This is a genomic window from Nocardia sp. 348MFTsu5.1 (assembly GCF_000383535.1).
GTDB classification, from domain to species: Bacteria; Actinomycetota; Actinomycetes; order Mycobacteriales; family Mycobacteriaceae; genus Williamsia; species Williamsia faeni.
The window spans coordinates 526,598-552,660 of the sequence record NZ_KB911509.1; the positions used below are offsets into that span (position 1 = coordinate 526,598).

Consider the following 26,063-nt stretch of genomic DNA (forward strand, 5'->3'; position numbering starts at 1 on the left):
GCCCATGGGTGAGGACAAGTCAGTCGCTCCGGTTGCTCTGGTCACGGGGGCCAGTCGCGGTGTCGGCAAAGGAGTGGCCACGGCATTGGGCGCGGCCGGCTGGACCGTATACGTGACCGCGCGCGGCGGAACCGGTCCCGACGACCGACTCGGTCAGACCGTGGCCGCCATCGATGCCGCCGGTGCCACCGGGATCGGCGTCAGCTGCGACCACGCCGACGACGACGCGGTGGCCTCATTGTTCGCGACGATCTCGTCCGGCCACGGCCGGCTTGATCTGCTCGTCAACAATGCGTGGGCCGCACCAAAGGGTTTCGGCGGTTTCAGCGACAGGTTCTGGGAACGTCCGATCACCGACTGGGACACCCTGATCACCGTGGGCGTGCGCGCCCACTACGTTGCGTGCGTTCATGCCGCACAGATCATGGTTCCGCGAGGCAGCGGGTTGATGGTCAACATCTCGTCATTCGGAACCCGCGGCCATCTGCATTCGGTGCTCTATGGGATGAGCAAAGCCGCACTCGACAAGATGGCCTTCGACATGGGTCACGAACTGGCCGGGACCGGCGTCAGCGCAATCTCCTTGTGGCTGGGCCTGATTCAGACCGAGCTGCTCATGTCACTGGGTATCGACGAATTCGCCGGCTTCCGCCTCGACGAAGCGGAGCACCCGGAATTCGTCGGCCGGGTCATCGACCGCCTGTGGCGGGATCCGTCACTGCTCGAGAACAACGGCCACACCCTCGTGACCGCCGAACTCGGTGCCGCATACGGATTGACCAACAACGATGGCGGATTGCCGAAGTCGCATCGCGAGCCGTTCGGCGGCGGTCCGTTGTTCCCGCCGAATTGACTCGATCCGTACGGCATATTCGTACGCGCTGAGTGCACATATCACCAATGGTGCAGAAATAAATCATACGAACATCGGACAATTAAATACGCCCTGTATTTAATAGTCGATATTTTCTGCAGGCTGCCATTGGCTTTTTCGGTTGCGAATTCACGCGAGCGGCATCGTCCCAGCTCACGCCTGGATTCACGAAAGACCCCATCGCACAACAACTTAGCGCTGGCCACAGAAATCGCGGCCTAAATAGGTCGCCGTGTTAAGGCCAAATGACGGACACATTGCAAAGGGCTCGTATGGCGTTTGCTATGTTGACGTCGAACAACATATGTAGTCACTTTCTGGAGGTCGTTACACCGCATGAACCGCATCATTCTCCGCACCACGACGGCAGTTGCCGCAGTGACAGCTGCGGCACTTCTCTTCCCTGCCGTCGCCACCGCGGCGCCGGTCTCTGCCGAGACCTGCGCTGAGGTCTCGTCGGAAGCCAGCCCGAACGGTTGGGGCAATCCTTTCGAGGACGAACCGAACCAGGCCGGCACTTATGTAGCCGACGAGGCTTTTGACGCAGATGGTGCACTTAAACTCACGACGGTGGACGCGCCGGGCAGCAACCCGCCTGCGCGTTCGGCTTCCTACCACTCCGCCGGACAGCTCGAGTTGACTGCTTTGACGGGACCGCTCACGGTTAAGCACCAGGGATCCCCCGCAAGCTGGCAGATCCGTGTTACCAAAGCTGCGACCGGTACACAGTCCGGATTCGCCACCCTGGTGTATGCCGGCGCCGGCGCGACGGACGTGAGCGAGTCAAGCGAGTGGTGGTCGACCAAGACCTTGGGCGGCACGATCCCCGCGTACACGCATACCACCCTGGCGAAGTTGAAGCAGGCCGCCGGTCCGTCAACAGTCATCGACCACTACGGCATCTCGATCCAGACCGCGGTTGTCGGCGAAACTGCGCTTATTGACGACGTCACGTTCAACGGCTGCACGACCAACTTCGCCAAGAAGGCTCCGGCCGGTGACGCTTTCGGCTCGCTCAGTGGTGTCAGTCTCAGCAACCTGATCCCGCTTTCCTAGTCTCTCCACCAACGAATTCGCGCCACCTACTGACGTTGGCTCCGGTTGCGACCGGAGCAAACGCGGGCAGGTGGCGCGAATTTTGTTTTCTGGGAATGTGACGACTACAGCGCGGCGGCAACGTCTTTCGACTCGACCGGATGAGAGAACATCGGGTAGTCGAAGTTGATCGCGTTGTCGTGTTCCTCGACAGACGTGCCGGCCGTGCAGTCGGTCAATGTGATGACGCGGTAGCCGTTTTCGTAACCGGTCCGCATGGTCGACTCCACGCAACAATTGGTCAGGAATCCGCCGAGGATGATGGTGTCGATTCCCTTGCTACGCAGGATGAAGTCGATGTTGGTGCTGGCAAAGGTGTCGAGACCGCGTTTGCCCTCGATGACGATGTCACCATCAGCGGGCGAGACCTCGGCGACGAAGTCCGCACCCCAGGTCCCCTTCACAAAAGCGTTGCCGTCGACGACTCCTTTGAGAATCCCGTACGGATGTTTGGTGATCTCGCCGTAGCCGGCGGCGAAGGTGATCGGCGCATGCAGGATGGTCACCCCGGCGTCGCGGGCCCGGTCGACCAGCGCGGCGGTGTTCGCCAGCATGCCGTTCTTCTCCATGACCGCTTTCACGGCGTCGTGCAGCACCCCACCCTCGGCAGCGAACTCGTTTTGGAATTCGATGAGCACCAGGGCGGTCTTGGTCGGATCGAGGGTCAATGCGTCAGACATTCAAATCACCAGTTCCTGCGAAGTGTGGACGGGCCCTTCGCCCGCGCAACTACCATTTTCCTCAGCGTGCGCCTGCAGATGACGAGAATGGAGAACCGAAGTGATTTTCATCGTGGTCAAGTTTCAGGTGAAGCCGGAGTGGACCGACCGCTGGTTGGATCTGGTGGCACCCTTCACCCAGGCGACACGCAATGAGCCGGGCAACAAGTGGTTCGACTGGTCGCGCAGCGTGGACGATCCGAACGAATTCGTCCTGGTCGAGGCGTTCGAAAACGATGCTGCCGGAGCTCACGTGAACAGCGAGCATTTCAAGACGGCCACAACACAAGTGATGCCCCAGGCACTCGCAGCGACGCCCAGAATCATCAGCCACACCATCGACGCCGACGACTGGTCGGCCATGGGTGAGATCACCATCGACTGAGCATCCGCGGTCGTTAGTTCTTGGCGCCGACCTTTGTGTCCGCGTACTGGTAGAAGCCGTGGCCGGTCTTCTTTCCGAGCCGGCCGGCCTCGACCATGCGCAGCAACAGCGGCGGCGGCGAGTACAGCTGTTCCTTGAACTCTTCGTACATCTTGTCAGCGATGGCTTTGACGGTGTCCAGGCCGACGAGGTCGGTGAGCTTGAGCGGGCCCATGGGGTGTGCGCAGCCGAGGACCATGGCCTTGTCGATGTCCTCGACCGTGGCAAAGCCGCTCTCCACCATGCGGATCGCCGACAGGAGGTACGGGACCAGCAGGGCGTTGACCACAAACCCGGAACGGTCGGACGACCGCACGACCTGCTTGCCGAGGATGTCGCGGGCGAACTCTTCGGCGCGGGCGGTGACATCGTCCGCCGTCAGCAATGTGGTGACGAGCTCGACCAGAGGGAGCACCGGCACGGGGTTGAAGAAGTGCATGCCGACGACACGGTGGGCGTTGGCGGTTGCCATGCCGAGTTTCATGATCGGTATGGACGAGGTGTTAGAGGCCAGCACCGCGTTCGGATCGGTGACCACCTTGTCGAGCTGTTTGAAGAGTTCGGTCTTGACGGCTTCGTCTTCGACAACGGCCTCGCACACCATCTGACGATCGGCGAAGTCACCGAGATCAGAGGTGAAACGCAAACGCCCAGAAGCTTGTTCACGCTCCCGCTCGGTGAGCTTTCCGCTGCTCACACCTCGGTCGAGCGAGCGAAGGATGCGGGTTCGCCCGGCAGCGGCGAGCTCGCGGGTCGTCTCATAGACCAGAACGTCGGCGTTCGCACGAGCACACACTTCGGCGATGCCTGCGCCCATCTGCCCGGCACCGATGACGCCCACCCGCGAAATCTTCTCGCTCATGACTCTCCTCGAAAACTACGAAGCCGCAATATCTTTGAACAAATCGAAACCAACACCTGCGGCGAGATGAGGGTAACTCTGCTGGGGTACGCCCAGAAGCCAATCAATTTGCCAACAGGCGGCCCGCAACGAAACGCTGCGAGCCGCCTGCTAGTTCGCCAAAGATCCGGAGAGGCGGTCTAGCTCTAGTGGAATTGGCCTTCTTCGGTGGAGCCCTTCAGCGCGGTGGTGGAGCTGTTGGGATCAACGGTGGTGGCGATGCGGTCGAAGTAGCCGGCGCCAACCTCGCGCTGGTGCTTGACGGCGGTGAAGCCGCGCTCGTCGGCAGCCTTGAACTCACGGTTCTGCAGGTCGACGAAGGCGGTCATCTGCTCGCGGGCGTAACCGTAGGCAAGGTCGAACATGCCGTAGTTGAGGGCGTGGAAGCCGGCGAGGGTGATGAACTGGAAGGTGAATCCCATTGCGCCGAGCTCGTTCTGGAACTTGGCGATGGTGGAATCGTCGAGGTGCTGGCTCCAGTTGAACGACGGGCTGCAGTTGTAGGACAGCAGCTGGTCGGGGAACTCGCTCTTGACGGATTCGGCGAACTTACGAGCCAGCTCGAGATCGGGGGTACCGGTCTCCATCCAGATCATGTCGGCGTACGGCGCGTAGGACTTTGCACGCGCGATGCACGGCTCGATGCCGTTCTTCACATGGTAGTAGCCCTCGGCGGTGCGCTCACCGGTGACGAACGGCTGGTCGCGCTCGTCGACGTCGGAGGTGATCAGGGTGGCGGCCTCGGCGTCGGTGCGGGCGATGACCACGGTCGGCACGTTGGCAACGTCAGCAGCCAGGCGAGCCGAGCTCAGGGTGCGGATGTGCTGCTGGGTGGGGATCAGCACCTTGCCACCGAGGTGGCCACACTTCTTCTCCGAGGCGAGCTGATCTTCCCAGTGGGTTCCGGCGGCACCGGCGGCGATCATGGCCTTCTGCAGTTCGTAGACGTTCAGTGCGCCACCGAAGCCGGCTTCACCGTCGGCAACGATCGGCACAACCCAGTTGTCGACGGAGTTGTCACCCTCGACGCGAGCGATCTCGTCGGCGCGCAGGAGTGCGTTGTTGATGCGGCGAACAACCGAGGGAACCGAGTTCGCGGGGTACAGCGACTGGTCCGGGTAGGTGTGTCCGGACAGGTTCGCATCACCGGCGACCTGCCAGCCGGAGAGGTACACGGCCTTCAGGCCGGCGCGAACCTGCTGCACGGCCTGGTTGCCGGTGAGAGCACCGAGCGCGTTGATGTAGCTGCCGTCGCCCTGGGTGACACCCTCCCAGAGGATCTCGGCGCCACGACGTGCGAGGGTCTGCTCCTCGACGACGCTGCCCTGCAACTCGACGACCGACTCAGCGGTGTAGTCGCGGGTGATGCCCTTCCAACGAGGATTGGTGTCCCAGTCCTGCTGGATTTCGGCGGCAGTCCTTGGTTTTCCGACGGTGCTCATATTCTCGCGCTCCATATTCGTTGAGCTTGTGCTGTGTGGCGGTCCGCCCGAGTCCGGTGGGGCCGGACTCGGTTCGGGGCGAATTAGCAATTCGTTTACCCCGAGGGGCGTCTGCTTCACCGAGAGTGCCACAGGCAAAGCCGCAGGTCTACACGCCGCAGATGTGAATTCGGGCGAGGTTTTCGCGAGCGTTTGCAAATATTGCGAAGATTGCGCTGTAAACAACTCGCGATTCACTACTCGTGAGTACGCCAAAAAGTACGCGCGTACTGCAAGTTTGGTGACCCCTCATCCCGGCAAAGGCCGGTTCACCGTGCTCATTACCGCACTCGGATATCGGATCCCGAAGTCCGTCCCGGTGAGCGGAATCACAAGGCGTCGATGCCACCGATCAGTCAGTTGCGGCGCTGACCCTGGCCACGGCTTGGGCGAACAGATCAGCGAACTCGAGGTCGCTGAGCCCATTTTCGGTCGAATTCGCGACCAGTTGAACGGTCACTCCGTCGACCACCGCGTACCCGGCCAGCGTCTGAGAGGTCGCCGTACGTCCCCCTGGATATGTGGTGGTCGCGACCGATTCAGCCATCAGCGAGAGTGAGGTGGGAAGCGGCGGTGGTGTGAGTCGCCGGTTCTGGGTGAGGACCGTGGTCCCGGCGGTACTGCCCTGCGTGATCGTGATCGTGACCTGCGCGCACTCACCCACGGTCGCTCGCACATCCGCGTCGATATCCCGCGGAACGGTCGTCACCAATTCGGTGATGGTGTTGCCGGCTGCTGACTGCCACGCCGAGACCGCTGTGTTGGACACATCGAGCTTGCTGTTCAGGTCGGCGTCGGCCGTGGGCCGGCACTGCGGCGGGTCGAACTGTGCCGTGCCCGCCGATTCGAGGGCAGCTGCGTTCTGCTCGCGCAGGTCGATGACACTCAACTCGGCGGGCTGATAGCCCTGGGGAAATGCGCGAGCCGGGAGCAGGAGTGCGGCGGGCGTGTTCGACGGCGGTGGCGACGACTCCGATACCGGCGAGGTGTCGTCCGAACACGATGTTCCGAGAAGGCACAGAGACACCAAGACAATCACCGATACAGACAGCTTCCCGCGCAGCATGCCCACAGCCTAGACAGCGCCCAGCCCGGGCTCGGTTGCCGACATGCGCTGCTGCGCGACTCGGCCGCACACCCTGGAAGACCGGGCCGCATACCCTAGAAGTATGTCCAAGACCTACGTCGGTGCACGTCTGCGACAACTGCGCTCCGAGCGCGGGATGTCGCAGGTTTCGCTGGCGCAGTCACTCGAGATCTCGCCGTCCTACCTCAATCAGATCGAGCACGATGCCCGTCCGCTGACGGTGCCGGTACTGCTCAAGATCAGCGAGGTCTTCGGTGTCGACACCGGCTTCTTCAATTCTCAGGACAACGCCCGGCTCATCGCCGAGATGCGCGAAGTGATGATGGACGAGGACCTCGATTCCAGCGCCGACGCGCAGGAGATCTCCGACTTGGTGACCAGCCATCCCGACATGGCCAAGGCCATGGTCAATCTGCATCGCCGCCTGCGGATCGCCACCGAACAGCTGGCCGCCGCCACCGATGAACGCGGCGACGGCAGCATGCGCGGTTCCATCAGCGCGCCCCACGAAGAGGTCCGCGAGTACTTCTATCAGCGCCGGAACTACCTCCACGAACTCGATGTCGCCGCCGAGGAGCTCACCACCCGGATGCGGATGCACTCCGGGGATGTCCGCAGCGAGATCACCAACCGGCTGCAAACCGTCCACGGTGTCCAGATCGTGCGCCGCGTCGACCTCGGTGACACGGTGCTGCACCACTTCGATCCCGAATCGCGTCGTCTGGAGATCTCCGGCCACCTGTCCCAGGGCCAGCGGGTGTTCAAACTGGCGGCCGAGTTGGGTCATCTCGAATGCGGTGACCTCATGAAGCAGATGGTCGACGACGGCAACTTCACCTCCGATGAAGCCCGTGCGCTGGCACTGCTCGGCATGGCCAATTACTACGCCGCCGCGGCAGTCCTGCCCTACGCCCAGTTCCACGGCGCTGCCGAGGATTACCGCTATGACATCGAACGGCTCTCTGCCTTCTACGCGGTCTCGTACGAGACGATCTGCCATCGACTCTCCACGCTGCAGCGTCCGAACCTCCGGGGCGTCCCGTTCACCTTCGTCCGGGTCGATCGCGCCGGAAACATGTCAAAGAGGCAGTCGGCCACCGGTTTCCACTTCTCCACCAGCGGTGGCACCTGTCCGCTGTGGAATGTGTACGAGACCTTTGCCTCGCCCGGCAAGATCCAGACCCAGATCGCGCAGATGCCCGACGGCCGCAACTACCTCTGGGTCGCACGGACGGTGGAACGTCGCGCGGCCCGCTACGGCCAGCCCGGCAAGACCTTTGCCATCGGACTCGGTTGCGAGCAGCGCCATGCCGCGCGTTTGGTCTATTCGGACGGGCTCGAGATCGGTCCACAGGCCAACGTGACTCTCATCGGCGCAGGTTGCCGGGTCTGCGAACGGCTCAACTGCCCGCAACGTGCATTCCCCGCACTCGGAGCCAAACTCGACATCGATGCGCATCGCAGCACCGTGTCGCCGTACCTGGTGCGCTGACGTCCACTATCCACCCGTTGCAGGCGAGTTCGCGCTACACCGGATCCAGTATGCGGCGTAGAAATTGTTTCGTCCGTTGATGTTTCGGCTTCGAGAGGACCTCGGCGGGAGGCCCCTGCTCGAGCACGATACCCCCGTCGGCAAAGAGAACCTGGTCTGCGACTTTCTGGGCGAAATGGATTTCGTGGGTGACGACGATCATCGTCCAGCCCTGTGTGGCAAGGTCTTTCATGACGCCGAGAACCTCACCGACCAGCTCGGGATCGAGCGCTGAGGTGGGTTCGTCGAACAGCATCAGCCTGGGTTTGAGCGCCAGCGCCCGAGCGATCCCCACTCGCTGCTGTTGCCCACCGGAGAGTTGGTGCGGGTACTGGTCACGTTTGTCCGAGAGTCCGACTTGGATGAGCAATGCCTCGGCGTCGGCCACCGCCTCGTCGCGCTTTCGCTTCTGCACGATCACCGGACCCTCGATGATGTTCTCGAGCACCGACTTGTGCGGAAACAGATTGTGTCCCTGGAAGACCATGCCTGACTGCGCCCGGTATTTGACGAGTTGAGATTTCGGGACCGTCTTGCCGAAGTCGACGGTGACATCACCGATGGTGATCTGGCCACCATCCGGGACGTCGAGCGCATTGAGCGACCGCAGGATCGTGGTCTTACCCGATCCGGACGGGCCGATGATGGTGGTCACCGATCCGGCCGCGACCGTGAAATCGATACCCCGGAGAACGTGATTGTCTCCATAGGATTTCTGTAAGCCGGTCACGGTCACGACGTTGTCCGGCTCGCCGGAGGATTCGGACTTGTTCTGGGGCACCGGAGTATCGGTCATATTGCCACGTACCTATCCAGTCGGATCTCGATGCGGCCCTGAACGGACGACAGGACCAGGCACACCACCCAGTAATACAATGCGGCGGTGCCGTAGAGGGCAAAGAACTCAAAGGTCGGCGCGGCCGCGATCTGTGCGGTGCGCAGTAGTTCGGTCACCAGGATCGTCGAGGCCAGCGACGTGTCCTTGACCAGAGAGATCAACGTATTCGACAGCGGCGGAACGGCCGTGCGCAACGCCTGCGGGAGGATGATGCGCCGCAACGCGGTCCGATAATTCATGCCGATCGTCTCGGCGGCCTCCCATTGCCCCTTCGGGACGCTGCCGATGGCAGACCGGATGATCTCGGCCGCATAGCCACCGACGTTGAGACTGAAGGCGATCGCGGCGGCCGGAAACGGATCGATCAGGATGTTCAGCTCGGGGAGTGCATAGAAGATGATGAAAAGCTGTACCAGCAGAGGCGTTCCGCGGATCAACGAAATGTAGACCCGCGCGAAAGACGACCACGCCCGATTCTTGGACATGCGCGCCATCGCTATCCCGAGCGCGATGATCAGGCCGAAGAAGAAGCTGATCGCGGTCAACGGGATCGTCACAGTGATGGTGGCTTTCGCCATCGGCCACAGATTGTCGGCGATGAGTTTCCACGTACTGGGCGCGGTCTTGTCCTCCGAAGTCCCGGCCGCGTTGGCGTTGAGGTACTCCTGCGAGATCGCCTCCAGCGTCCCGTCCTCTTTCAGTTCGGCGAGGGCACCGTTCACCGGGTCGAGCATTCCGCTGTCTTTGACGGCGGCAAAGGCCTGCTCGCTGCGCTCACCTATATTGGCGGCGATCTTGATGCTCTTGTCACCGGTGGTCGCCTGGTAGGCGAGCACCGAAAGGCTGTCGTTGACGGTGGCCTGCACCCGCCCCTGATGCAACAGTGTGATGGCCTGGGTGAACCCTTCGACAGCCTCCACCTGCGCGCCGGCGTCCTTCGCCACCTGCGCCCAGTTGCTGGTGATCGATTGCGCGGTCGTCTTGCCCTCGAGATCTTCGAGCGAGGTGATCGAGTTGTCGTCGGCGAGGGTGACGATCACACCCTCACCGATGGCGTAGGGGTCGGAGAGGTCATATTTGGCCTTGCGCTCATCGGTGATCGTGACCTGATTGGCGACAACATCGAATCGCCCTGATTCGAGGGCCGCAAAGATGGAATCCCATGGTGTCTCGACGAATTCGACATCCACGCCGAGCTTGTCCGCGACCTCGCGGGCAACGTCGACGTCGTAACCGACCAACTCGCCGGAGGACGAGTCGTGGTAGCTGAAGGGCGGGTAGGTGCCTTCGGTGCCAACACGCAGCACGCCGGATTTCTCGACTTTGTCGAATCCTGTTGCGCCGTCGTCCCCGCCACAACTCGCCAGCATCACCATCGCCAGAACGCCGGCCGCGATCACGATCAAGATCCGACGCACGATAGGACTCCCGTCCTTGAACGAGCAGGTCGGGGAAGACTAACACCGACTCGCAAGCGATGAAACGTTTGCGATCAGACATCCTCCACTGCCCTTCCGCTAGGTTGGCAGACGTGACCACACCACGCATCGACCCCGGCAACTTCCGCCAGCTCGGGCCCTTCAACTGGGTGTTCAGCAAGGGTGCTGCGCGCGTCATCGGGGTACCGGACGCACATATCTTTTCGACACTCGGACGAGCCAAGGGCCTGTTCCGCGGATGGCTGTACTTCTCGAGCCGGATGATGCCGTTCGGCCGTCTCCCCCGGCATCACAGCGAGATGGTGATCATCCGGACTGCTCACGTGCGAGGTTGCCAGTACGAATTGGACCACCACAGGCGTCTCGGCCGGCGAGCCGGTATCGATGACGCCGAGTTCGAACGCATACTTGCCGGTCCCGATGCCGACTGGGCCGACCTCGAGGCGGCGTTGCTCCGCGGTGTCGACGAGTTGGTCGAAACCAAGGATCTCAGTGATGTCACGTGGAAAGAGTTGTCCTCCCATTTCGACGAACGCGAGCTGATCGAGTTCGTTCTCCTGGTCGGACAATATGATTCGCTGGCCACCACCATCGGCACCCTGCGGATCCAGCGGGACTTTTGAGTACCGCGCTCGCACGTGCCCGGCAACTCCTCGATCCGTCGCGGCTACCGGATGGCATCGACGACAGCCGTGGTTATCTCGATCTTCTCGGACCACCGGAGACCGCGGCCAGCAGCACCCTGTGGTTCATGCAGAACCCGGTGTTTGCACTGGTTTACGAGCGCGCGTGGCGTCCGGTGTTCACGCGGCTTTTCAGTCTCGGTGGCACGTCGACGAAGAAGTTCGATACCCGGCTGGTCGCCCATCTGGGTCGCGCTGGCGAACGAACGGTCCTCGATGTCGCCTGTGGGCCAGGCAATTACACACGTCGGCTGTCAGAACGTTTGACCGGTGAAGGTCTGTGCATCGGCCTCGACTTCTCGATCCCGATGCTGACCCGGGCCGTGGCCGACAACAGCGGTGAACGGGTTGCCTACATCCGCGGTGACGCACGTCGACTGCCGTTCGACGACAACTCGATCGACACCGTGTGTTGCCTGGCCGCGCTGTACCTCATTCCCGAGCCCCACGAGGTCATCGACGAACTTGCCCGCGTGGTGGCTCCCGGGGGTGAAGTTGCGATCTTCACCTCGGTACACACGCCGCTCACCAGGTCGCGGGTGGTCACCAAGATCGCGAATGTCGGTGGCTACCACGTTTTCGGCCGCAACGAGGTGACCGACCGACTACGGAACGCCGGATTGGTGGACGTCGAACAGACGATCACCGGTCTGGCTCAATACGTGACTGCCCGCAAGTCCGACTGAACCACCACGCGGTCAACCCATCGCGTGCAGGTTCCTCGCGGTCGGCGATTTCGCCACGGAGTCCGGATCGGGATACGTCCCGAGAATCCGGTCCGCGGTCCCCGCCGTGGTGACCGTGAACCAGTAGTGCTCGTTCTTGTAGTGGTGGAACCGGTGATTTCGCCATGTCGCGCGATAGAGCCGGCTCTTGGGTTTGTAGTCGGTGTGGATGAGGTAGTGCGTCCACTCGTAAGCGAGGCCGAGCAGTCCCAGGGTCGCGAGGAACGTGAGACCCAATCCGACTCGGCCGAAAGCGAAGACACCGAGTAGCACCGCGCCTGGAATCACGCCGCAGAGCACCTGCCACGGGATGAAGACCAGCGGGATGTCCCGCGGATTGTTGTGGTGCTCGCGATGTTTGCGCGATAGCAGGGTATCGATCCTCAATCGGCCCAATGATCGTGGTCGCCAATGCAGGATGAACACGTGAATCATCCACTCTGCCAAGGGGAATGACACGATCATCACGGCCGGGACGAGCCCGTCGGTCCAGGCGAAGTCGCCGACGACGATCCTCGCGACTACCGATCCGAGAAACAGCGGAGCGATCATCCACGGTGTCGGATGCTTGGCGAACTCGCGAAAGGCTTTGTCCAAAGTCAGCTTTCGGCGTGATTGCGCAAGCTTGCGCTCGTCACCATCGACCTCTGCGCGCGCGGCGCGTTCAGTCGTCATCCGGACCCTCCTTCAGAATTGCCTCCATCTCGGTGAACGCCGACATCAGGGCTGTCGTGGCAGGTTCGAGCAGCACCGTCGCGGCCCGGGCTGCCCCGTTCGGATCACGTTTTTCGACGGCATCGACGATCGCGCGGTAGCCATCGGCATTCCCGACCTCCGCCGACAACGCGCCGGCCAGCGCCGGAAGCGCGGGCTCGTACGCCACTCGCATCGTGTTGTACATCAACCGAAACGCAATTGAATCCGCACCGTCGACCAGCGCATCCCAGAAGTCCAGGGCGACAACCTGTTGCGCGATGGGATCGGTCAGGTCGGCAAGCTTGGTCGCCGCATCCCTCACCGCGGCGATCTGGTCGTCGGAGGCGCGCAGTGCCGCGAGTTCGGCCACCTTCGGTCCGATATGCGCCCTGGCCTCGATGACCGAACGGGCCACGGAGACGTCGAGCTCGCCCTGCCGGATGAGTAGTCGGGGCAACAGGTCGAGGCCACCGAACTTCCGTACATCGCGAACGGTGGTGCCGTCTCCCTGCCGGATGGTGACAAGTCCGGCGGCAGCGACCCGCTTGAGCGCCTCCCGCACCGCGGGCCTCGACACCCCGAGCACTCGGGCGAGTTCACGCTCACTGGGCAACGATTGTCCGGCTGCGAGATCACCGCTGAGGACACCTTCGATGATCTGCTCGAAAACGTCTTCGGGGACGCTGCGGTGTTCGATGGGCTGGAACGGCATGCTTCGACGGTAGGACCACCGGCGGTAAGAGGTCAAGTGGTCTTACCAATTTATCTCCCAGTACCTTGTTGGCATGACTGACCGCACCCACGTCCACGCGTTTACCGACGACGCGCTGGGCGAGCACGACGCAGTGTCACTCGCGGCCGCCATCGCGGCCGGTGAGATCAGTGCCCGCGAGGCCGCGGAGGCCGCCATCGCCCGGGCCGAGAAGGTGAACCCCGACCTCAATGCTCTGGTCATCCGCGATTACGACCGGGCGCTCGCGGTGTCGAGTTCCCCGGCCGCCGGCGCATTCGCCGGGGTTCCCACCTTCATCAAGGACAACACCCACGTCGCCGGGTTGCCGACCGCATACGGTTCGCGCGCGGTCCATCCGACACCGCGGCCGGCCAACGAACCCTTCACCGACCAGTACCTGTCGACGGGCATGACAGTGCTCGGCAAGACCACCCTGCCGGAGTTCGGCTTCAGCGCCTCCACCGAGTTCGAGTCGTTGCCACCCACCCGAAACCCCTGGAACACCGGCTACTCGTCCGGAGCTTCGTCGGGCGGTTCGGCGGCGATGGTGGCAGCCGGTGTTGTTCCGATCGCGCATGCCAACGACGGCGGCGGGTCGATCCGGATCCCCGCCGCGGCCTGTGGCCTCGTCGGCCTGAAAATGACACGCGGGCGCGAAGTCCAGTCCCTGCAAGGTCATCAGATGCCCGTCGACATCGTGTCGAACGGAGCGCTCACCCGGACCGTGCGGGACACCGCCGCGTTTGCGGCGGCGATCGAGAAGTACCGGCCCGCAAAGAAATTGGCGCCGATAGGAAAGGTTGATGGGCCGTCGGACCGACGGTTGCGGATCGGACTGGTCACCAATTCCATCGTCGGCGATCCGACCGATGCCGAAACCAAAGACGCCGTTGTCCAGACCGCAGACCTGTTGACGTCACTCGGTCACGACGTCTCAGAACTCACCGTCCCCACCGACCTCACGTTTGTCCGCGACTTTGAGCATTACTGGACGCTGATGGCGTTCTCCACCAAGTACTTTGGCAAGCACGTCACCGGCGACAAGTTCGACAAGACCCAGGTCGATGCACTCACCGCGGGATTGGCCCGCGACTTCCTCCGAAAGCCATGGCTGACACCGGTATCGATTCTCGGCCTGAAGCGCAGCGAGAAGAAATACCGAGCAACGTTCACCGACGTCGATGTGGTGCTCTCTCCCGTGCTGGGCCACACCACACCCGAACTCGGCTATCTCTCCCCCGCGGCCGGTTTCGAAGTGATGTTCCCAAGGTTGGTCAACTACGTCAGCTTCACACCCCTGAACAATGCCGCCGGCGGACCGGCGATGTCACTCCCGCTGGGCCGCACCGCATCAGGACTGCCCATCGGCATCCACTTCTCCGCCGACCATGGCGACGAACGCACCCTGCTCGAATTGGCCTTCGAACTCGAGGCTGCTCACCCCTTTGCCCGGATTCAGGACCAGCCCACCTGACCGTCCACCGTGCCGAACCAGCCGCCGAGCGGGCCCACGTTACCGCCGAGCGGGCCCATCGAACCGCCGAGCGGGCCCATCGAACCGCCGAGCGTGCCCTCATTACCGTCGAGCGGGCCCATCGAACCGCCGAGCGGGCCCATCGAACCGCCGAGCGGGCCCTCATTACCGTCGAGCGGGCCCTCGTTACCGTCGACCGTGCTGTAAATGCGGCCTAGCTGACGCTCGCCAAGGCAAAAGGCAGCACCTCGACAACACCCGCGCGACGAAGTTGGCGCGCTGCGATCGTCAGGGTCCACCCGGTGTCGGCGAGATCGTCGACCAGCAGGACCGGCCCGGTCAGGTCCGCAATGGTGGCAGGGTCCGGGTCGATCCATGAATTGACCAGGGCTGCAACCCGATACGCCGAGTTCGCGGCCGTCACCGGTCGATGTTCCGGTGAGTATCGCAGGGTCCCGAGGTTGGTGAGACGTCCCAACTCTGACAGCCGATCAACCACCGACCCGATCAGGATCGGATGTGTATCCGAATCGAGGCCGATGATCGCGGTCGGCCGGGTCTGCCACGGCCAGGCCGCGAGAACGGCAACCGCGGCGCGCACAACCTCGTCGGGAGCCGGGGCGTCCGGTTCATCGAGCAACCGGCGCAGTCGGGTACCCCATCCGAGATCACTGAGTCGACCGATCACGCGGCCCATCGTGGGTCCGTCCGCGATCTTGCCCGACAGTTCGACGCCCAACTTCTTCATGCCGGTCGGCCACTGCTTGCGGGGTGCCAGTTCAACACCCGGACGCTGCAACTGTTCTCGCGCCGCATCCAGTGATTTGCCGTCGACCGTTGCCGAATAGCGTTGGCCTGCACAGTTGTCGCATCGGCCACACTTGCTGTCGGGCACCAGATCCGGGTCGTCCAACTGGGAACGCAAGAACACCATCCGGCAATTCGGAGTGCTCTGATAGTCGAGCATCGCCTGCTGTTCGCGCTTTCTGGCCAACTCCAGCTTCTCATAGCGAGCCTCGTCGTATTCCCAGGGCTGACCCGTGCCGATCCAGCCACCTTTCACCCGCTTGACCGCGCCGTCGACGTCCAGAACTTTGAGAACCATCTCCAGCCGGGACCGACCGAGGTCGACGAGCGGCTCGAGCGCCTGAGTGGATTGCGCCCGATCGGCATCGAGCACCTCGATCACCCTGCGTACCAACGTTTCCGACGGAAAAGCCACCGATGCGAAATAACGCCAGATCTCCTGGTCCTCGCTTCCCGGCAGCAAGATCACTTCGGCGCTGGCCGTCGAACGGCCCGCACGTCCGACCTGCTGGTAGTAGGCGATCGGCGACGACGGAGCACCGAGGTGGATGACAAAGCCGAGGTCGGGTTTGTCGAAACCCATGCCGAGCGCGGAGGTGGCGACCAACGCCTTGACCCGGTTGGCCAGCAGGTCGGCTTCGAGTTGCTCCCGCTCGCCTGAATCGGTGGAACCCGTGTATGCCGCAACCTTGTGACCGAGGTCGGTGAGGAGGGTCGCGATATCTCGAGCAGCCGACACGGTGAGGGTGTAGATGATGCCCGAACCCTCGATCGAATCGATGTGGGCCGCAAGCCATGCGACTCGTTCGGCAGACGTGGGAACCTTGACGACAGACAGGTGCAACGATTCCCGGTCGAGACCACCACGCAGCACCAGCGTGTCGCCACCGCCGACTCCGAGTTGCGCCGCGACGTCATCGACGACACGATCGTTGGCGGTCGCAGTGGTGGCGAGCACCGGGACGTCCGTTCCGAGTTCGGCGACCAGCGTCCGGATTCGGCGGTAGTCGGGGCGGAAATCATGGCCCCAATCCGACACACAGTGCGCCTCATCGACCACCACCAGTCCGGCGTCGGCGGCCAGGGCCGGCAGGACGTTGTCTCGAAAGTCCGGATTGTTGAGCCGCTCCGGACTGACCAGCAAGACATCGAGATCGCCGTCGGCCACCCTCTGATGGATGTCATCCCACTCGGTGACGTTGCCGGAGTTGATCGTGGCGGCCTTGACCCCGGCACGCTCGGCGGAGGCAACCTGGTTTCGCATCAGCGCGAGCAAGGGCGACACGATGACGGTGGCACCGCGTCCCTCGGCGCGAAGGAGCTTGGCCGCGATGAAATACACCGCTGACTTGCCCCAACCGGTCCGTTGTACCACCAGCGCACGACGGCGCTGGACGACCAGCGCCTCGATGGCCGTCCACTGGTCGTCGCGCAGTGTGGCGCCGGGGCCGGCCAGTTGCTCGAGGATGGTTTGAGCCTGCTCGCGGGTGGCGGTGGTTCCAGTGGTCATGTGCCCATCGTGCCCTGTCACCCCGACATCCCGCGCAGTGGCGCCTGACCAGCAGCACCCCACCGTCGAGCGTGCCGAACGAACCGCCGACCGTGCCGAAACTCGCGCCGAGCGGGCCGTTATCCACAGGCCAGACTCTCGTCTGGGCGACTTATCCACAGGCACGGACCCGGCCGGAACCGCACTTCGCTCACCAACGTCCACCTTGGTATGACACTTGGCGACAAACCGTTCTGGGGCCCTGATGCCCCACGCCCCGAGGGCATCACCCGCCGGATGATGGAAAGGAACTTCCGCCGGATGCATCGGGGAGTCCTGGTCAGCTCGACCAAAACGCTGGGCCCACTCGATTTGATCGACGCCGCCTTGCTGCGAGCGGGACCCAGTGCAGCGCTGTCGGGGTTGTCGGCGGCATTCCTCCACGGATTGTCCTGGTACGACGATGATTCCCCGATCGAAATCAGTCGACATCCAACCGGACAGGGTCGGTGCCGCGGCGGAATTCGCGTGGTGCGAGCGGACTTGGCACCCGACGACGTCACGATCATCGACGGTCGCCGCGTGACGACGGCAGTCCGTACGGCCTACGACCTCGGCCGTCGACCTCCCCGATGGCGCGCGCTGGGTCATCTCGACGACCTCATCAACGCCACCGCTCTCGATCTGCGGGTGTTGTGGCGCTACATCGTCGATCACCCCGATATGCGCGGCATCCGGCAGATCCGCGAGTTGGTGCCCCACATCGATCCCACATCCGAATCTCCACCCGAAAGCTGGCTTCGGCTTCTCATCATCGATGCCGAACTTCCCCGGCCGGACTCTCAGATCTGGGTGATGGACGAGAGCGGCTACGAGTTCGCCAGGATTGACCTCGGCTATCGCCGCTTCAAGATCGGGATCGAGTTCGACGGCGCCGATTCCCATGGTTCGGCAGAACAGAAGGCACACGACGCGGCCAGAGATGCAAAGTTGAATCGATTGGGCTGGATCATGGTGCGTGTCACCGGCGAACGAATGAAGGATGAACCCGAAGAACTCCTGAGCGAAATCGACCGCCACCTACGCGATCGCGGCGCATACCGATGACAACTTCGGCACGGTCGATGGTCGGTAGGGCACGGTCGACGGTCGGTAGGGCACGGTCGACGGACGGTAAGGCACGGTCAACGGCCCGTTCGGCACGGTCGACGGACGGTAAGGCACGGTCGACGGTTCGTTCGGCACGCTCGACGGCGGGGGCGGGGGGCGGTGGGCGGTGGTCGGTCAGAGGTTGCGGTAGTCGCGGGTCGGCATTCGGGGTGCGCGGCGGGCGGGCATCGGCATGTACAGTTCGATCAGTCTGATCACCCGATAGCGGTGTCCGGCATAGGGTTTCAGCAGTTCCAGCATTCCCTCATCGTCGACCCGTTCACCGATGAGGGTGCCGCCCACCATCGAGGGAATGTGGTAGTCCCCCACCGGAACGGCATCGGCATCTCCCACTGCACGTGCCCGAACCTCGGCCGCCGTCCACGGACCGATACCGCGTAGCAGGTGCAGCCGATCGGCCTTGCGTTCCACGTCGTAGCCGGCCGCGGAGACGATCGTCCGCCGTCGCGCGGGTTCGGCACCGGAGGCATGCCACTCCCATTGCGGGATCTCACGCCATACCTGTTGCGGTGGAGGGACTCTCATACTCGGTGCACCCGGTGCCGGCTCGCCGTATTTGGTCACGAGGTACCGCCAGGACCGCCAGGCCTCGGCACCGGTGACCTTCTGCTCGAGTACGGCGGCCGCCAGTGCCTCCCAGACCCGATCTGTGCGACCGATACGAAGTCCACGACCCTGCCTGGCAAGTTTGGCGATGACGTCGTGATGGGCCACGAACTCGTCCGGATTGTCGTCACTACCGAGCATTTTCGGCATCTGTTCGAGCAACCACGGCCCACCCGGACCCCACGCCCGCCCCAGAACGTCCTTACCGTCTGGCCGCGAAACAGCAAGCGTCCCAGGACCATCCGGGGTGTACACGGCTCGCCAGATGGACCCGTTCGGCGCAAATCTGGTGGCCGGATCACCGCTGCCGCGACGATGCAGGCTCAGCGTTGCCCGGACATCCAGCGGACCCGGCGGTGTCCAGAGCCGGGAAATGAATGAAGGGCCCGGCGAATTGTCGCCGGGCCCTTCATCAGTCATCGAAACCTAGAGGTTGATCATGTGACCGATGGCGCCATGGAAGGTCTCCTGCATCGCCTCGGACAAGGTCGGATGGGTATGGACGTTACGGGCCAGTTCGTTGGCTGTCAGGTCCCACTTCTGAGCGAGGGTGAGCTCAGGCAACATCTCGGAAACGTTGTCGCCCACCAAGTGTCCACCGATCAGTTCATCGTGCTTCTTGTCGGTGATGAGCTTGACGAAACCGGCAGGCTCGCCGAGCCCCTGGGCCTTACCGTTGGCGGTGAACGGGAAGGTGGTGACCTTCACGTCGTAGCCCTCATCCTTGGCCTGGTCTTCGGTGAGTCCGAAGGACGCGACCTGCGGCTGGCAGAACGTCGCCCGCGGCATCATCCGGTAGTCACCGAGCGGCATCGTCTCGACTCCGGCGATGGTCTCCGCGGCCACCACACCCTGCGCCTCGGCCACGTGGGCGAGCTGCAGTTTCATGGTGACGTCACCGATGGCGTAGATGCCCTCGACGTTGGTGCGCATGTAGTCGTCGATCGCGATGGCGCCGCGGTCGGTGAGTTCGACGCCGGTCTTATCCAGACCGAAGCCGTCGACGCGGGGAGCGAATCCGACCGACATCAGCACCTTGTCGACGGTGAGTTCGCCGTCCTGGTCCTTCGCGTCCTTGTACTTGACGACGACCTTCGAGCCCTGGTCGTCGACCGACTGCACCTTGGTGGAGGTAAGGAGTTTGATGCCCAGCTTCTTGTATTGCTTGGCCAGCTCCTTCGACGAGTCTTTGTCCTCATTGGGCAGGACACGATCGAGGAACTCGACGATCGTGACGTCGACGCCGTAGTTCGCGAGCACGTACCCGAACTCCATGCCGATCGCGCCCGCGCCAACGATGACAATCGAGCCGGGGAGGTCGCGGGTCATGATCTGGGTCTCGTAGTCGACGACGTTCTCCGACAACTCGACGCCGGGGAGCGACTTCACCGTGGAGCCGGTGTCGATGATGACGTTGTCGAACGTGATCTCCCGGTCGCCGACGGTGATGGTCTTGGCGTCCTTGAAGACGCCATACCCGTCGATCTCGGTGATCTTGTTCTTGCGCATCAGGAAGTGCACACCCTTGACGATCTGGTCCGACACCTTGCGGCTGCGGTCGAACGCGGCGCCGAAGTCGAAGCTCACGTCCCCGGAGATGCCGAAGGTCTTGGCCTGATGGTTGAAGATGTGCGCCAGCTCAGCGTTGCGCAGCAACGCCTTGGACGGGATGCAGCCCACGTTCAGGCAGACACCGCCCCAGTACTTCTCTTCGATTACTGCGGTTTTAGCTCCGAGTTGCGCCGACCGGATCGCGGCGACGTAACCTCCCGGACCTCCGCCAAGGACAACTGTGTCAAAGTGTTCAGCCACGCGCTCCACCCTACGTCTCCGCACTTCGACACGCTGACGGATACCCCCTAGCCGTCGCGTGGCATCGACGAACGACACCAGACGACCGTACGGCGATCACCCCGCCGGGATCGATAGCCACCGGTCCGGCGGCGACATCAGAGCCGCATAACCGCCGCCACGCTCGGCGAACTCCTGGGCATCCGGGTCCGCCGGCAAGGCGTCGAGCCCGTCGCCGAGCTCGTCACCGCGAAGAATTCCTGTCTCCTGGGCTTCCATGTCCTATCCCCTGTGTTCGGCCCCGACCGCACTCAGTAATGACGACCGCCCTTCCCCGGACGAGCGTCTACCCCTATTCGTTACCCAGGTCTGGGCGGATTGAACCACCCCGACATCAAAACTAGAACATGTTCTTGTTTGATGCCGAATTGGCGGATACCCTCAGCGAGGTGCAGCCCACACCGTTTGCCCCCGCGTCCCTCGGTCCGCTCAAACTCCGCAACAGACTCATCAAGTGCGCCACGTTCGAGGGAGCGACACCGGATGCCTTGGTGACACCAGAACTCATCGAGTTCCATCGAGAGGTCGCCGCCGGCGGTGTCGCGATGAACACCGTCGCCTATTGCGCGATCTCACCGGAAGGCCGCACCGACCGGCATCAGATCTGGATGCGCCCGGAAGCCGTCCCCGGTCTCATCGACCTGACCGATGCCATTCACGCCGAGGGAGCCCTCGCCGCAGCTCAGCTCGGACACGCCGGACCGGTCGCGAACTCCATCTCCAATCAGGCCAAAGCCCATGCGCCGTCCCGTATTCCGGCCCCCATGGGCATGGCGTTGTGCAAAAAGCTCACCACCGACGACATCTCCGACACGTTGTTGAAATACCGGCGGGCGGCCCGGCTCGCGGTCGACAGCGGCTTCGACGGACTCGAAATCCACTTCGGCCACAACTACCTGGCCAGCTGTTTCTTGAGCCCACTACTGAACCGCCGTCGCGACGAATACGGCGGATCGCTGGTCAACCGAGCCCGTTTCTGCCGCGAGATCAGCGAAGCCGTCCGCGACGAGGTCGGCGACGACGTGGCGATCTGGGCCAAACTCAGCATGTACGACGGGTTCCCGGGTTCCTTCGGTGTCGACGAAGCCTGCGAGGTCGGCCGGATGTTCGAAGCCGACGGGTACCTCGATGCCATCGAGCCGACCGCAGGCAGTTCCCTGCTCAACCCGATGTACCTGTTCCACGGTGACGTTCCGCGCAAAGAGTTCTCCAACGCCTTCCACGGCGTGATGCGCTGGGGCATCAAAGCGATTGCACCGGTCTTCATGAAGAAGTACGACTACGAGCCCGCCTACCTGCTGCCCTTGTCTCGGCAGTTGCGCGAAGCCGTGTCGATGCCGCTGATCCTGCTGGGGGGCATCACCGATCGCGCATCGATGGATCTCGCACTCGCCGAGGGATTCGATTTCGTCGCGATGGGGCGGGCTCTGCTGCGTGAACCCGACCTTCCCCTGCGCATCGAGGCCGACCCGACCACAGTCTCCAAGTGCGTGCACTGCAACCTGTGCATGCCGACCATCTACTCACATACCCGCTGCCCGATCCGGACGGGCGAGGTCAGCGAAGCCGAAGCAGTCAGCCGAGTTCGCCGAGCCGGCGTTCCAGGTAGACGCGCTGCGCGGGATCTGTGGTCAGCGAAATTGCCTTGACCAGGGCCTCGCGGGCCTCGGCCGGTCTCCCGGCCTGCCAGAGCAGGTGCGCCCGAGTGCTCCAGGCGGGCTGGAAATGACGGGTCCGGTCGGCGACCTCATCGAGTAGTTCCAGGCCGGCCGCGGCGCCGTCGACTTCCGCGGTCACCGCAGCGAGCGCAACCGCGCTGCCGAGTGTGGGCGCCACCGCGTTCAGGGTTTGGTGCAGGTCACGCAGGACCGACCACTCGGTCGTTCCGCTATCCCGGCGCGCGATGTGCACAGACTCGATCGCGGCCTCGAGCTGGAAACGCCCGAGCACCCCGCAGCTGTGTGCTTGCCGAAGATGCTCCCGACCACGGTCGATGAGACCACCATCCCAGCGGGTCACATCCTGTTCGGCCAGCGGGACGAGCCCACCGTCCGAGTTGTGACGGGCCGGCCGCCGGGCATTCGACAGGCAGATGAGCGCCGCCAATCCGTGCGCCTCGGCCACGATCTCCGGATGACCCACCGGGGCCAGGTCGGCCAGCGTCTCGGCCAGATACAGCGCCTCGCTCTGCAGGCAGTCCCGCCGCTGCGTGCCACTGCTGTGCCAGTCGATGGCAAAGGTGCCGTAGACGGCTTCGGCGACTGCGGGCATCCGGTCGACCAGGACAGTCGCATCCGGGATCCGGAAAGGTATGCGCGCCTGCTTGATTCGACGTTTGGCGCGAACCAGACGCGCGGCCAGCGTCGGCGTGGGTATCGTGAGGGCCCGGCCGATCTGCTCGACGGTGAAACCGAGCACCGTGTTCAGCATCAGCGGAGTGTGCACAGCGGGGTTGATGGCCGGGTGCGCACACACCAGCATCAGCGCAAGGCGATGGTCCTCGATGGCATCGGGGTCGACAACGTCGAGATGTACTCCGGAGTGTCGATCAGGCTCCAGCACAACAGAACTGCGGAAAGCCGACGACTTCCACCGGTCCCGTTGCCGATTGCGGGCGACCACCAGGATCCAGCCGTCCGGGTTGGCGGGCACGCCATCGCGCGGCCAGAGCATCAGCGCCCGCTCGAACGCGTCGGCGAGCGCATCCTCGGCCGCGGGGACATCGCCATCGGCGGCCGCCAGCAGCGCCAGCAATCGGCCGTAGGACGTGCGCGCGGACATCGCCGCCGCCGCGTCCACCTCCGACGCGGACTCGAGACCGGGCACGCGCCTACACCCAGTGACCGTCCACCAGCGAGATCCCGACCGGTCGCACCTCGATCACGCCATACTGCGTCGCCGGACATTTCTCGGCCCAGGCAAGCGCCGCGTCGAGGTCGGGCACGTCGATCACGAAGACCCCCGCCAATGCCTCTTTCGTGTCGGCGAACGGTCCGTCCTGGATCTGCAGGCTGCCATCGCGCCGGGTCACCGTTGTCGTGGCCGCCACCGGCTGCAGGATTTCCCCGGCAACCAGGACACCGGCTGCAGCCAGTGCCGTCCCGTAGACCCCGAACGCTTCCTGCATCTCGGCGATGACCTCGGCAGGGATCTCACCCTCACCGGGCTCGGTGTTGTTCAGAAGTAGTGCGTATCGCAACGTCAGCTCCTCTCATCTGGAGTCATTGTGGGCCGATTTTCCGGACCATCACAGTGATGACGATCGACTGACCCGCAATTCGACGTGTCTTCCGGTGGAATCCACGTAGTACCTGGTCCCGGATACGAGTAGCGGACTACGCGTGCACCCGGCCCCGATGTGCGGGATTCTCGAATGACGATCTCCATACACAGACCACAGGGACCGGCGATGACGATCATCCCAACACCGTCCGATGGACTCGCACACTCACATCCGGACGCATTCGACTCCGAACATCAATTGCAGGCCGACGCGGCCGCTCGAAGACTCGCCGGACGAATCGGCAACCGCAGCGGCAACGAGGACGCGCTGGCGCGAGGCGACCTGGCAGGCGTCGATTCTCCGGCACGAATCACGAACCGTCTGGCACGGATCGCGCACTACTACGATCCCGCCTTGGCGACCACGCCCGAACCCACCATCGCCATGGGCATCGATCGAGCGGCAACGGCCCTCGCCGTGCAAGGCGCTGACCTCGAACGGATCATCAACGCCGCCGACTTCCTCGCCGTCCGGTATCTCGACGACGGTGTGAGCGCATCGCGTTCGATCGGCCGGGTCAACATCGACGTCAGTTCCGGGCAGGCACATGGCTTCGGTACCGGATTCCTCGTCGCACCGTCGCTGCTGCTGACCAACCATCACGTGTTGCCCGACGCCGAGACGGCCCGGACAAGTCAAATCGAATTCAACTATCAGGACGGGCCCGGCGGTGCCCCACTGTCCGACACGAAGTTCCGCTTCGCCCCCGACCGATTCTTCCTGGCCGACCGTCAGCGTGACTTCGCCCTGGTCGCCGTCGACGCTCCGCTGTCCGAACTCGCACCGTTCGGATACAACCGGCTCACCGCCGCGCAGGGCACCGTGATCATCGGCGAATACGTCACAATCGTTCAGCACCCAGGCGGTCGTAAGAAGCAGATCGTGTTGCGGGAGAACAAACTCATCGACATCCCCGAGGGCTTCGTCCATTACTCGGCCGATACCGAACCCGGGTCATCCGGGTCGCCGGTGTTCAACGATCAGTGGGAAGTTGTTGCGCTGCACCACGCCAGCGTGCCCGTCGCCGAAGACGTCCAGGCCGGCGGTTATCTGAACGAGGGAATCCGGATCAGCAGCATCCTCGCCCACCTCCGATCCCAGCCTTTGACCGCCGATCAATTGGAGCTGGCCGCTGTCTTGCTCGGCGATCCGCCACCCACGACACCGGCGGTAGCACCCCAGCCAGACCACAGTGAGGCAACCTCAGCCGGCACGATCCGGACCGTGACGGTGCCGGTGGAAATCACGGTGCGCCTCACCGACACCCTCTCCGCCACTGCCCAGGTCATGCCGGCTGAAACGAGCACCAGCGGGTCGGCAAGTACCGAGGCGATCTCCATCGACCCCGACTACACGACCCGCGGTGGCTACGACCCGAACTTCCTCACCCGTCCGGTACCGCTTCCCACTCCGACCGCCGCGGTCAAACCGATGACGTCGCAAGAACTTCGGTACCACCACTTCAGCGTGGTGATGAATCGACCCCGCCGGATGGCTCTGTTCACCGCCGTCAACATCGACGGCAGCGCGGCCAATGACCCACCCCGAGAGTCCGACCGATGGATCCGCGATCCGCGGATCGGCGCCGACGAACAAACCGACGAAGCCCTCTATCGCGACAACCCACTCGACCGTGGACATCTGGTGCGCCGGCTCGATCCGGCGTGGGGTCCTCGAGCGAAAGCCGCCAACGACGACACCTTCCATTTCACCAATTGCACACCGCAGCATCATGATTTCAACGCCGGAGCGACCCTGTGGGTGGGGCTCGAGGACTACCTGTTGCGCAGTGCCCAGAACAACGCGATCAAGGTCAATGTCCTCACCGGACCGGTGTTCGCCGACGACGACCCGCCATACCGTGGGTTCAAATTGCCCAAGCAGTTCTGGAAAGTGGCAACAATGGTCAAGGTCGACGGCACACTGTCGGCCACCGGCTACCTCCTGAGCCAACAGGCCCTGCTGGACGAATTCAGCACCGCCCCGGAAGCCTTTTCCTTCGGGGCATACCGCACCTACCAAGTTCAGGTCCGCAGAATCGCCGCCGCGACCGGCCTCGACCTCAGCGCCTACATCGGTGCGGATCCACTGGAACACATCGAAAGCTCCTCTACCGCACGTGAACTCATTCGTACCGAAGATCTCATCCTCTGATCG

Annotated in this window: 25 protein-coding genes; 10 read left to right on the plus strand and 15 right to left on the minus strand. The window is 63.4% G+C overall.

Going from position 1 to position 26,063, the window contains the following annotated elements; translation table 11 throughout:
• Positions 1 to 4: 4 nt before the first annotated feature.
• On the plus strand, positions 5 to 853 hold the full coding sequence (locus H290_RS0102495; RefSeq protein WP_020105178.1) for an SDR family NAD(P)-dependent oxidoreductase: 849 nt from the start codon (positions 5 to 7) through the stop codon (positions 851 to 853).
• 357 nt (positions 854 to 1,210) lie between these two features.
• Positions 1,211 to 1,930 carry a hypothetical protein gene (locus H290_RS0102500; protein ID WP_020105179.1) on the plus strand — a complete coding sequence of 240 codons (720 nt, stop codon included), beginning with the start codon at positions 1,211 to 1,213 and terminating at the stop codon, positions 1,928 to 1,930.
• Between the two features lie 104 nt (positions 1,931 to 2,034).
• Here H290_RS0102500 and H290_RS0102505 read toward each other — a convergent pair whose 3' ends face one another.
• Entirely contained in the window at positions 2,035 to 2,649 is a 615-nt protein-coding gene (locus H290_RS0102505) for a cysteine hydrolase family protein (protein ID WP_020105180.1), read from the minus strand.
• Between the two features lie 100 nt (positions 2,650 to 2,749).
• Between H290_RS0102505 and H290_RS0102510 the strand changes: the two genes are divergently transcribed.
• Positions 2,750 to 3,073, plus strand: coding sequence for a putative quinol monooxygenase (locus H290_RS0102510; protein ID WP_020105181.1), 324 nt, complete (start codon positions 2,750 to 2,752; stop codon positions 3,071 to 3,073).
• 13 nt (positions 3,074 to 3,086) lie between these two features.
• Here H290_RS0102510 and H290_RS0102515 read toward each other — a convergent pair whose 3' ends face one another.
• The 3 genes from H290_RS0102515 to H290_RS30045 all read right to left on the minus strand — a co-directional run bounded on the left by H290_RS0102515 (position 3,087) and on the right by H290_RS30045 (position 6,560).
• Positions 3,087 to 3,974 carry a 3-hydroxybutyryl-CoA dehydrogenase gene (locus tag H290_RS0102515; protein WP_020105182.1) on the minus strand — a complete coding sequence of 296 codons (888 nt, stop codon included), beginning with the start codon at positions 3,972 to 3,974 and terminating at the stop codon, positions 3,087 to 3,089.
• Between the two features lie 185 nt (positions 3,975 to 4,159).
• Positions 4,160 to 5,455, minus strand: coding sequence for an isocitrate lyase (aceA, locus tag H290_RS0102520; protein WP_028462676.1), 1,296 nt, complete (start codon positions 5,453 to 5,455; stop codon positions 4,160 to 4,162).
• Between the two features lie 391 nt (positions 5,456 to 5,846).
• The gene (locus H290_RS30045) at positions 5,847 to 6,560 is read right to left on the minus strand and encodes a hypothetical protein (RefSeq protein WP_020105184.1); all 714 of its coding nucleotides are present in this window, start codon (positions 6,558 to 6,560) and stop codon (positions 5,847 to 5,849) included.
• A gap of 103 nt (positions 6,561 to 6,663) precedes the next feature.
• Between H290_RS30045 and ramB the strand changes: the two genes are divergently transcribed.
• A complete protein-coding gene (gene ramB / locus H290_RS0102530) occupies positions 6,664 to 8,073 on the plus strand; it encodes an acetate metabolism transcriptional regulator RamB (RefSeq protein WP_020105185.1) in 1,410 nt (469 codons plus the stop codon).
• A 34-nt stretch (positions 8,074 to 8,107) separates the two neighbouring features.
• On the opposite strand, the gene H290_RS0102535 is transcribed toward ramB, so the two are convergent.
• Together H290_RS0102535 and H290_RS31965 are read right to left on the minus strand one after the other, a co-directional pair.
• The gene (locus tag H290_RS0102535; protein ID WP_020105186.1) at positions 8,108 to 8,908 is read right to left on the minus strand and encodes an amino acid ABC transporter ATP-binding protein; all 801 of its coding nucleotides are present in this window, start codon (positions 8,906 to 8,908) and stop codon (positions 8,108 to 8,110) included.
• Positions 8,905 to 10,326: an ABC transporter permease subunit gene (locus H290_RS31965; protein ID WP_081631476.1), complete on the minus strand. Its 1,422-nt coding sequence runs from the start codon at positions 10,324 to 10,326 to the stop codon at positions 8,905 to 8,907. Before H290_RS31965 ends, H290_RS0102535 begins: the two co-directional genes overlap by 4 nt.
• A gap of 155 nt (positions 10,327 to 10,481) precedes the next feature.
• Here H290_RS31965 and H290_RS0102550 point away from each other — a divergent pair, with 155 nt between their 5' ends.
• Positions 10,482 to 11,012 carry a carboxymuconolactone decarboxylase family protein gene (locus H290_RS0102550; protein WP_020105188.1) on the plus strand — a complete coding sequence of 177 codons (531 nt, stop codon included), beginning with the start codon at positions 10,482 to 10,484 and terminating at the stop codon, positions 11,010 to 11,012.
• Positions 11,009 to 11,758: a class I SAM-dependent methyltransferase gene (locus H290_RS0102555; protein WP_020105189.1), complete on the plus strand. Its 750-nt coding sequence runs from the start codon at positions 11,009 to 11,011 to the stop codon at positions 11,756 to 11,758. Before H290_RS0102550 ends, H290_RS0102555 begins: the two co-directional genes overlap by 4 nt.
• Before the next feature lie 12 nt (positions 11,759 to 11,770).
• Here H290_RS0102555 and H290_RS0102560 read toward each other — a convergent pair whose 3' ends face one another.
• Both H290_RS0102560 and H290_RS0102565 read right to left on the minus strand, forming a co-directional pair.
• On the minus strand, positions 11,771 to 12,472 hold the full coding sequence (locus H290_RS0102560; protein WP_020105190.1) for a sterol desaturase family protein: 702 nt from the start codon (positions 12,470 to 12,472) through the stop codon (positions 11,771 to 11,773).
• Positions 12,462 to 13,205, minus strand: coding sequence for a FadR/GntR family transcriptional regulator (locus H290_RS0102565; RefSeq protein WP_020105191.1), 744 nt, complete (start codon positions 13,203 to 13,205; stop codon positions 12,462 to 12,464). The genes H290_RS0102560 and H290_RS0102565 overlap by 11 nt, the downstream gene beginning before the upstream one ends.
• A gap of 73 nt (positions 13,206 to 13,278) precedes the next feature.
• Between H290_RS0102565 and H290_RS0102570 the strand changes: the two genes are divergently transcribed.
• Complete coding sequence (locus H290_RS0102570; protein ID WP_020105192.1) at positions 13,279 to 14,700, plus strand: amidase; 1,422 nt, start codon at positions 13,279 to 13,281, stop codon at positions 14,698 to 14,700.
• On the opposite strand, the gene H290_RS31395 is transcribed toward H290_RS0102570, so the two are convergent.
• Both H290_RS31395 and H290_RS0102580 read right to left on the minus strand, forming a co-directional pair.
• On the minus strand, positions 14,682 to 14,843 hold the full coding sequence (locus tag H290_RS31395) for a hypothetical protein (RefSeq protein ID WP_020105193.1): 162 nt from the start codon (positions 14,841 to 14,843) through the stop codon (positions 14,682 to 14,684). The two genes, H290_RS0102570 and H290_RS31395, sit on opposite strands and share 19 nt — an antisense overlap.
• Before the next feature lie 71 nt (positions 14,844 to 14,914).
• Positions 14,915 to 17,017, minus strand: coding sequence for an ATP-dependent DNA helicase RecQ (locus tag H290_RS0102580; RefSeq protein WP_020105194.1), 2,103 nt, complete (start codon positions 17,015 to 17,017; stop codon positions 14,915 to 14,917).
• Between the two features lie 210 nt (positions 17,018 to 17,227).
• Between H290_RS0102580 and H290_RS27615 the strand changes: the two genes are divergently transcribed.
• Positions 17,228 to 18,103 carry a DUF559 domain-containing protein gene (locus tag H290_RS27615; protein WP_020105195.1) on the plus strand — a complete coding sequence of 292 codons (876 nt, stop codon included), beginning with the start codon at positions 17,228 to 17,230 and terminating at the stop codon, positions 18,101 to 18,103.
• 177 nt (positions 18,104 to 18,280) lie between these two features.
• Here the strand turns inward: H290_RS27615 and H290_RS0102590 are convergent, their stop codons facing one another.
• From H290_RS0102590 to H290_RS31020, 3 genes are all read right to left on the minus strand, one after another.
• The gene (locus H290_RS0102590; protein ID WP_020105196.1) at positions 18,281 to 19,192 is read right to left on the minus strand and encodes a DNA-3-methyladenine glycosylase; all 912 of its coding nucleotides are present in this window, start codon (positions 19,190 to 19,192) and stop codon (positions 18,281 to 18,283) included.
• Positions 19,193 to 19,198: 6 nt separating this feature from the next.
• A complete protein-coding gene (gene lpdA / locus H290_RS0102595) occupies positions 19,199 to 20,584 on the minus strand; it encodes a dihydrolipoyl dehydrogenase (RefSeq protein ID WP_028462680.1) in 1,386 nt (461 codons plus the stop codon).
• Positions 20,585 to 20,680: 96 nt separating this feature from the next.
• Positions 20,681 to 20,842, minus strand: a complete 162-nt coding sequence (locus tag H290_RS31020) for a hypothetical protein (protein WP_020105198.1) — start codon at positions 20,840 to 20,842, stop codon at positions 20,681 to 20,683.
• Between the two features lie 128 nt (positions 20,843 to 20,970).
• Here H290_RS31020 and H290_RS0102605 point away from each other — a divergent pair, with 128 nt between their 5' ends.
• Complete coding sequence (locus H290_RS0102605; protein WP_020105199.1) at positions 20,971 to 22,272, plus strand: NADH:flavin oxidoreductase; 1,302 nt, start codon at positions 20,971 to 20,973, stop codon at positions 22,270 to 22,272.
• Here the strand turns inward: H290_RS0102605 and H290_RS0102610 are convergent.
• Together H290_RS0102610 and H290_RS0102615 are read right to left on the minus strand one after the other, a co-directional pair.
• Positions 22,199 to 23,449: a DUF6596 domain-containing protein gene (locus H290_RS0102610; protein ID WP_020105200.1), complete on the minus strand. Its 1,251-nt coding sequence runs from the start codon at positions 23,447 to 23,449 to the stop codon at positions 22,199 to 22,201. The genes H290_RS0102605 and H290_RS0102610 overlap by 74 nt on opposite strands.
• 4 nt (positions 23,450 to 23,453) lie before the next feature.
• Positions 23,454 to 23,822 carry a YciI family protein gene (locus tag H290_RS0102615; protein WP_020105201.1) on the minus strand — a complete coding sequence of 123 codons (369 nt, stop codon included), beginning with the start codon at positions 23,820 to 23,822 and terminating at the stop codon, positions 23,454 to 23,456.
• 210 nt (positions 23,823 to 24,032) lie between these two features.
• On the opposite strand from H290_RS0102615, the gene H290_RS0102620 reads away from it, so the two are divergent.
• Positions 24,033 to 26,060: a DNA/RNA non-specific endonuclease gene (locus H290_RS0102620; protein ID WP_020105202.1), complete on the plus strand. Its 2,028-nt coding sequence runs from the start codon at positions 24,033 to 24,035 to the stop codon at positions 26,058 to 26,060.
• Positions 26,061 to 26,063 lie beyond the last annotated feature (3 nt).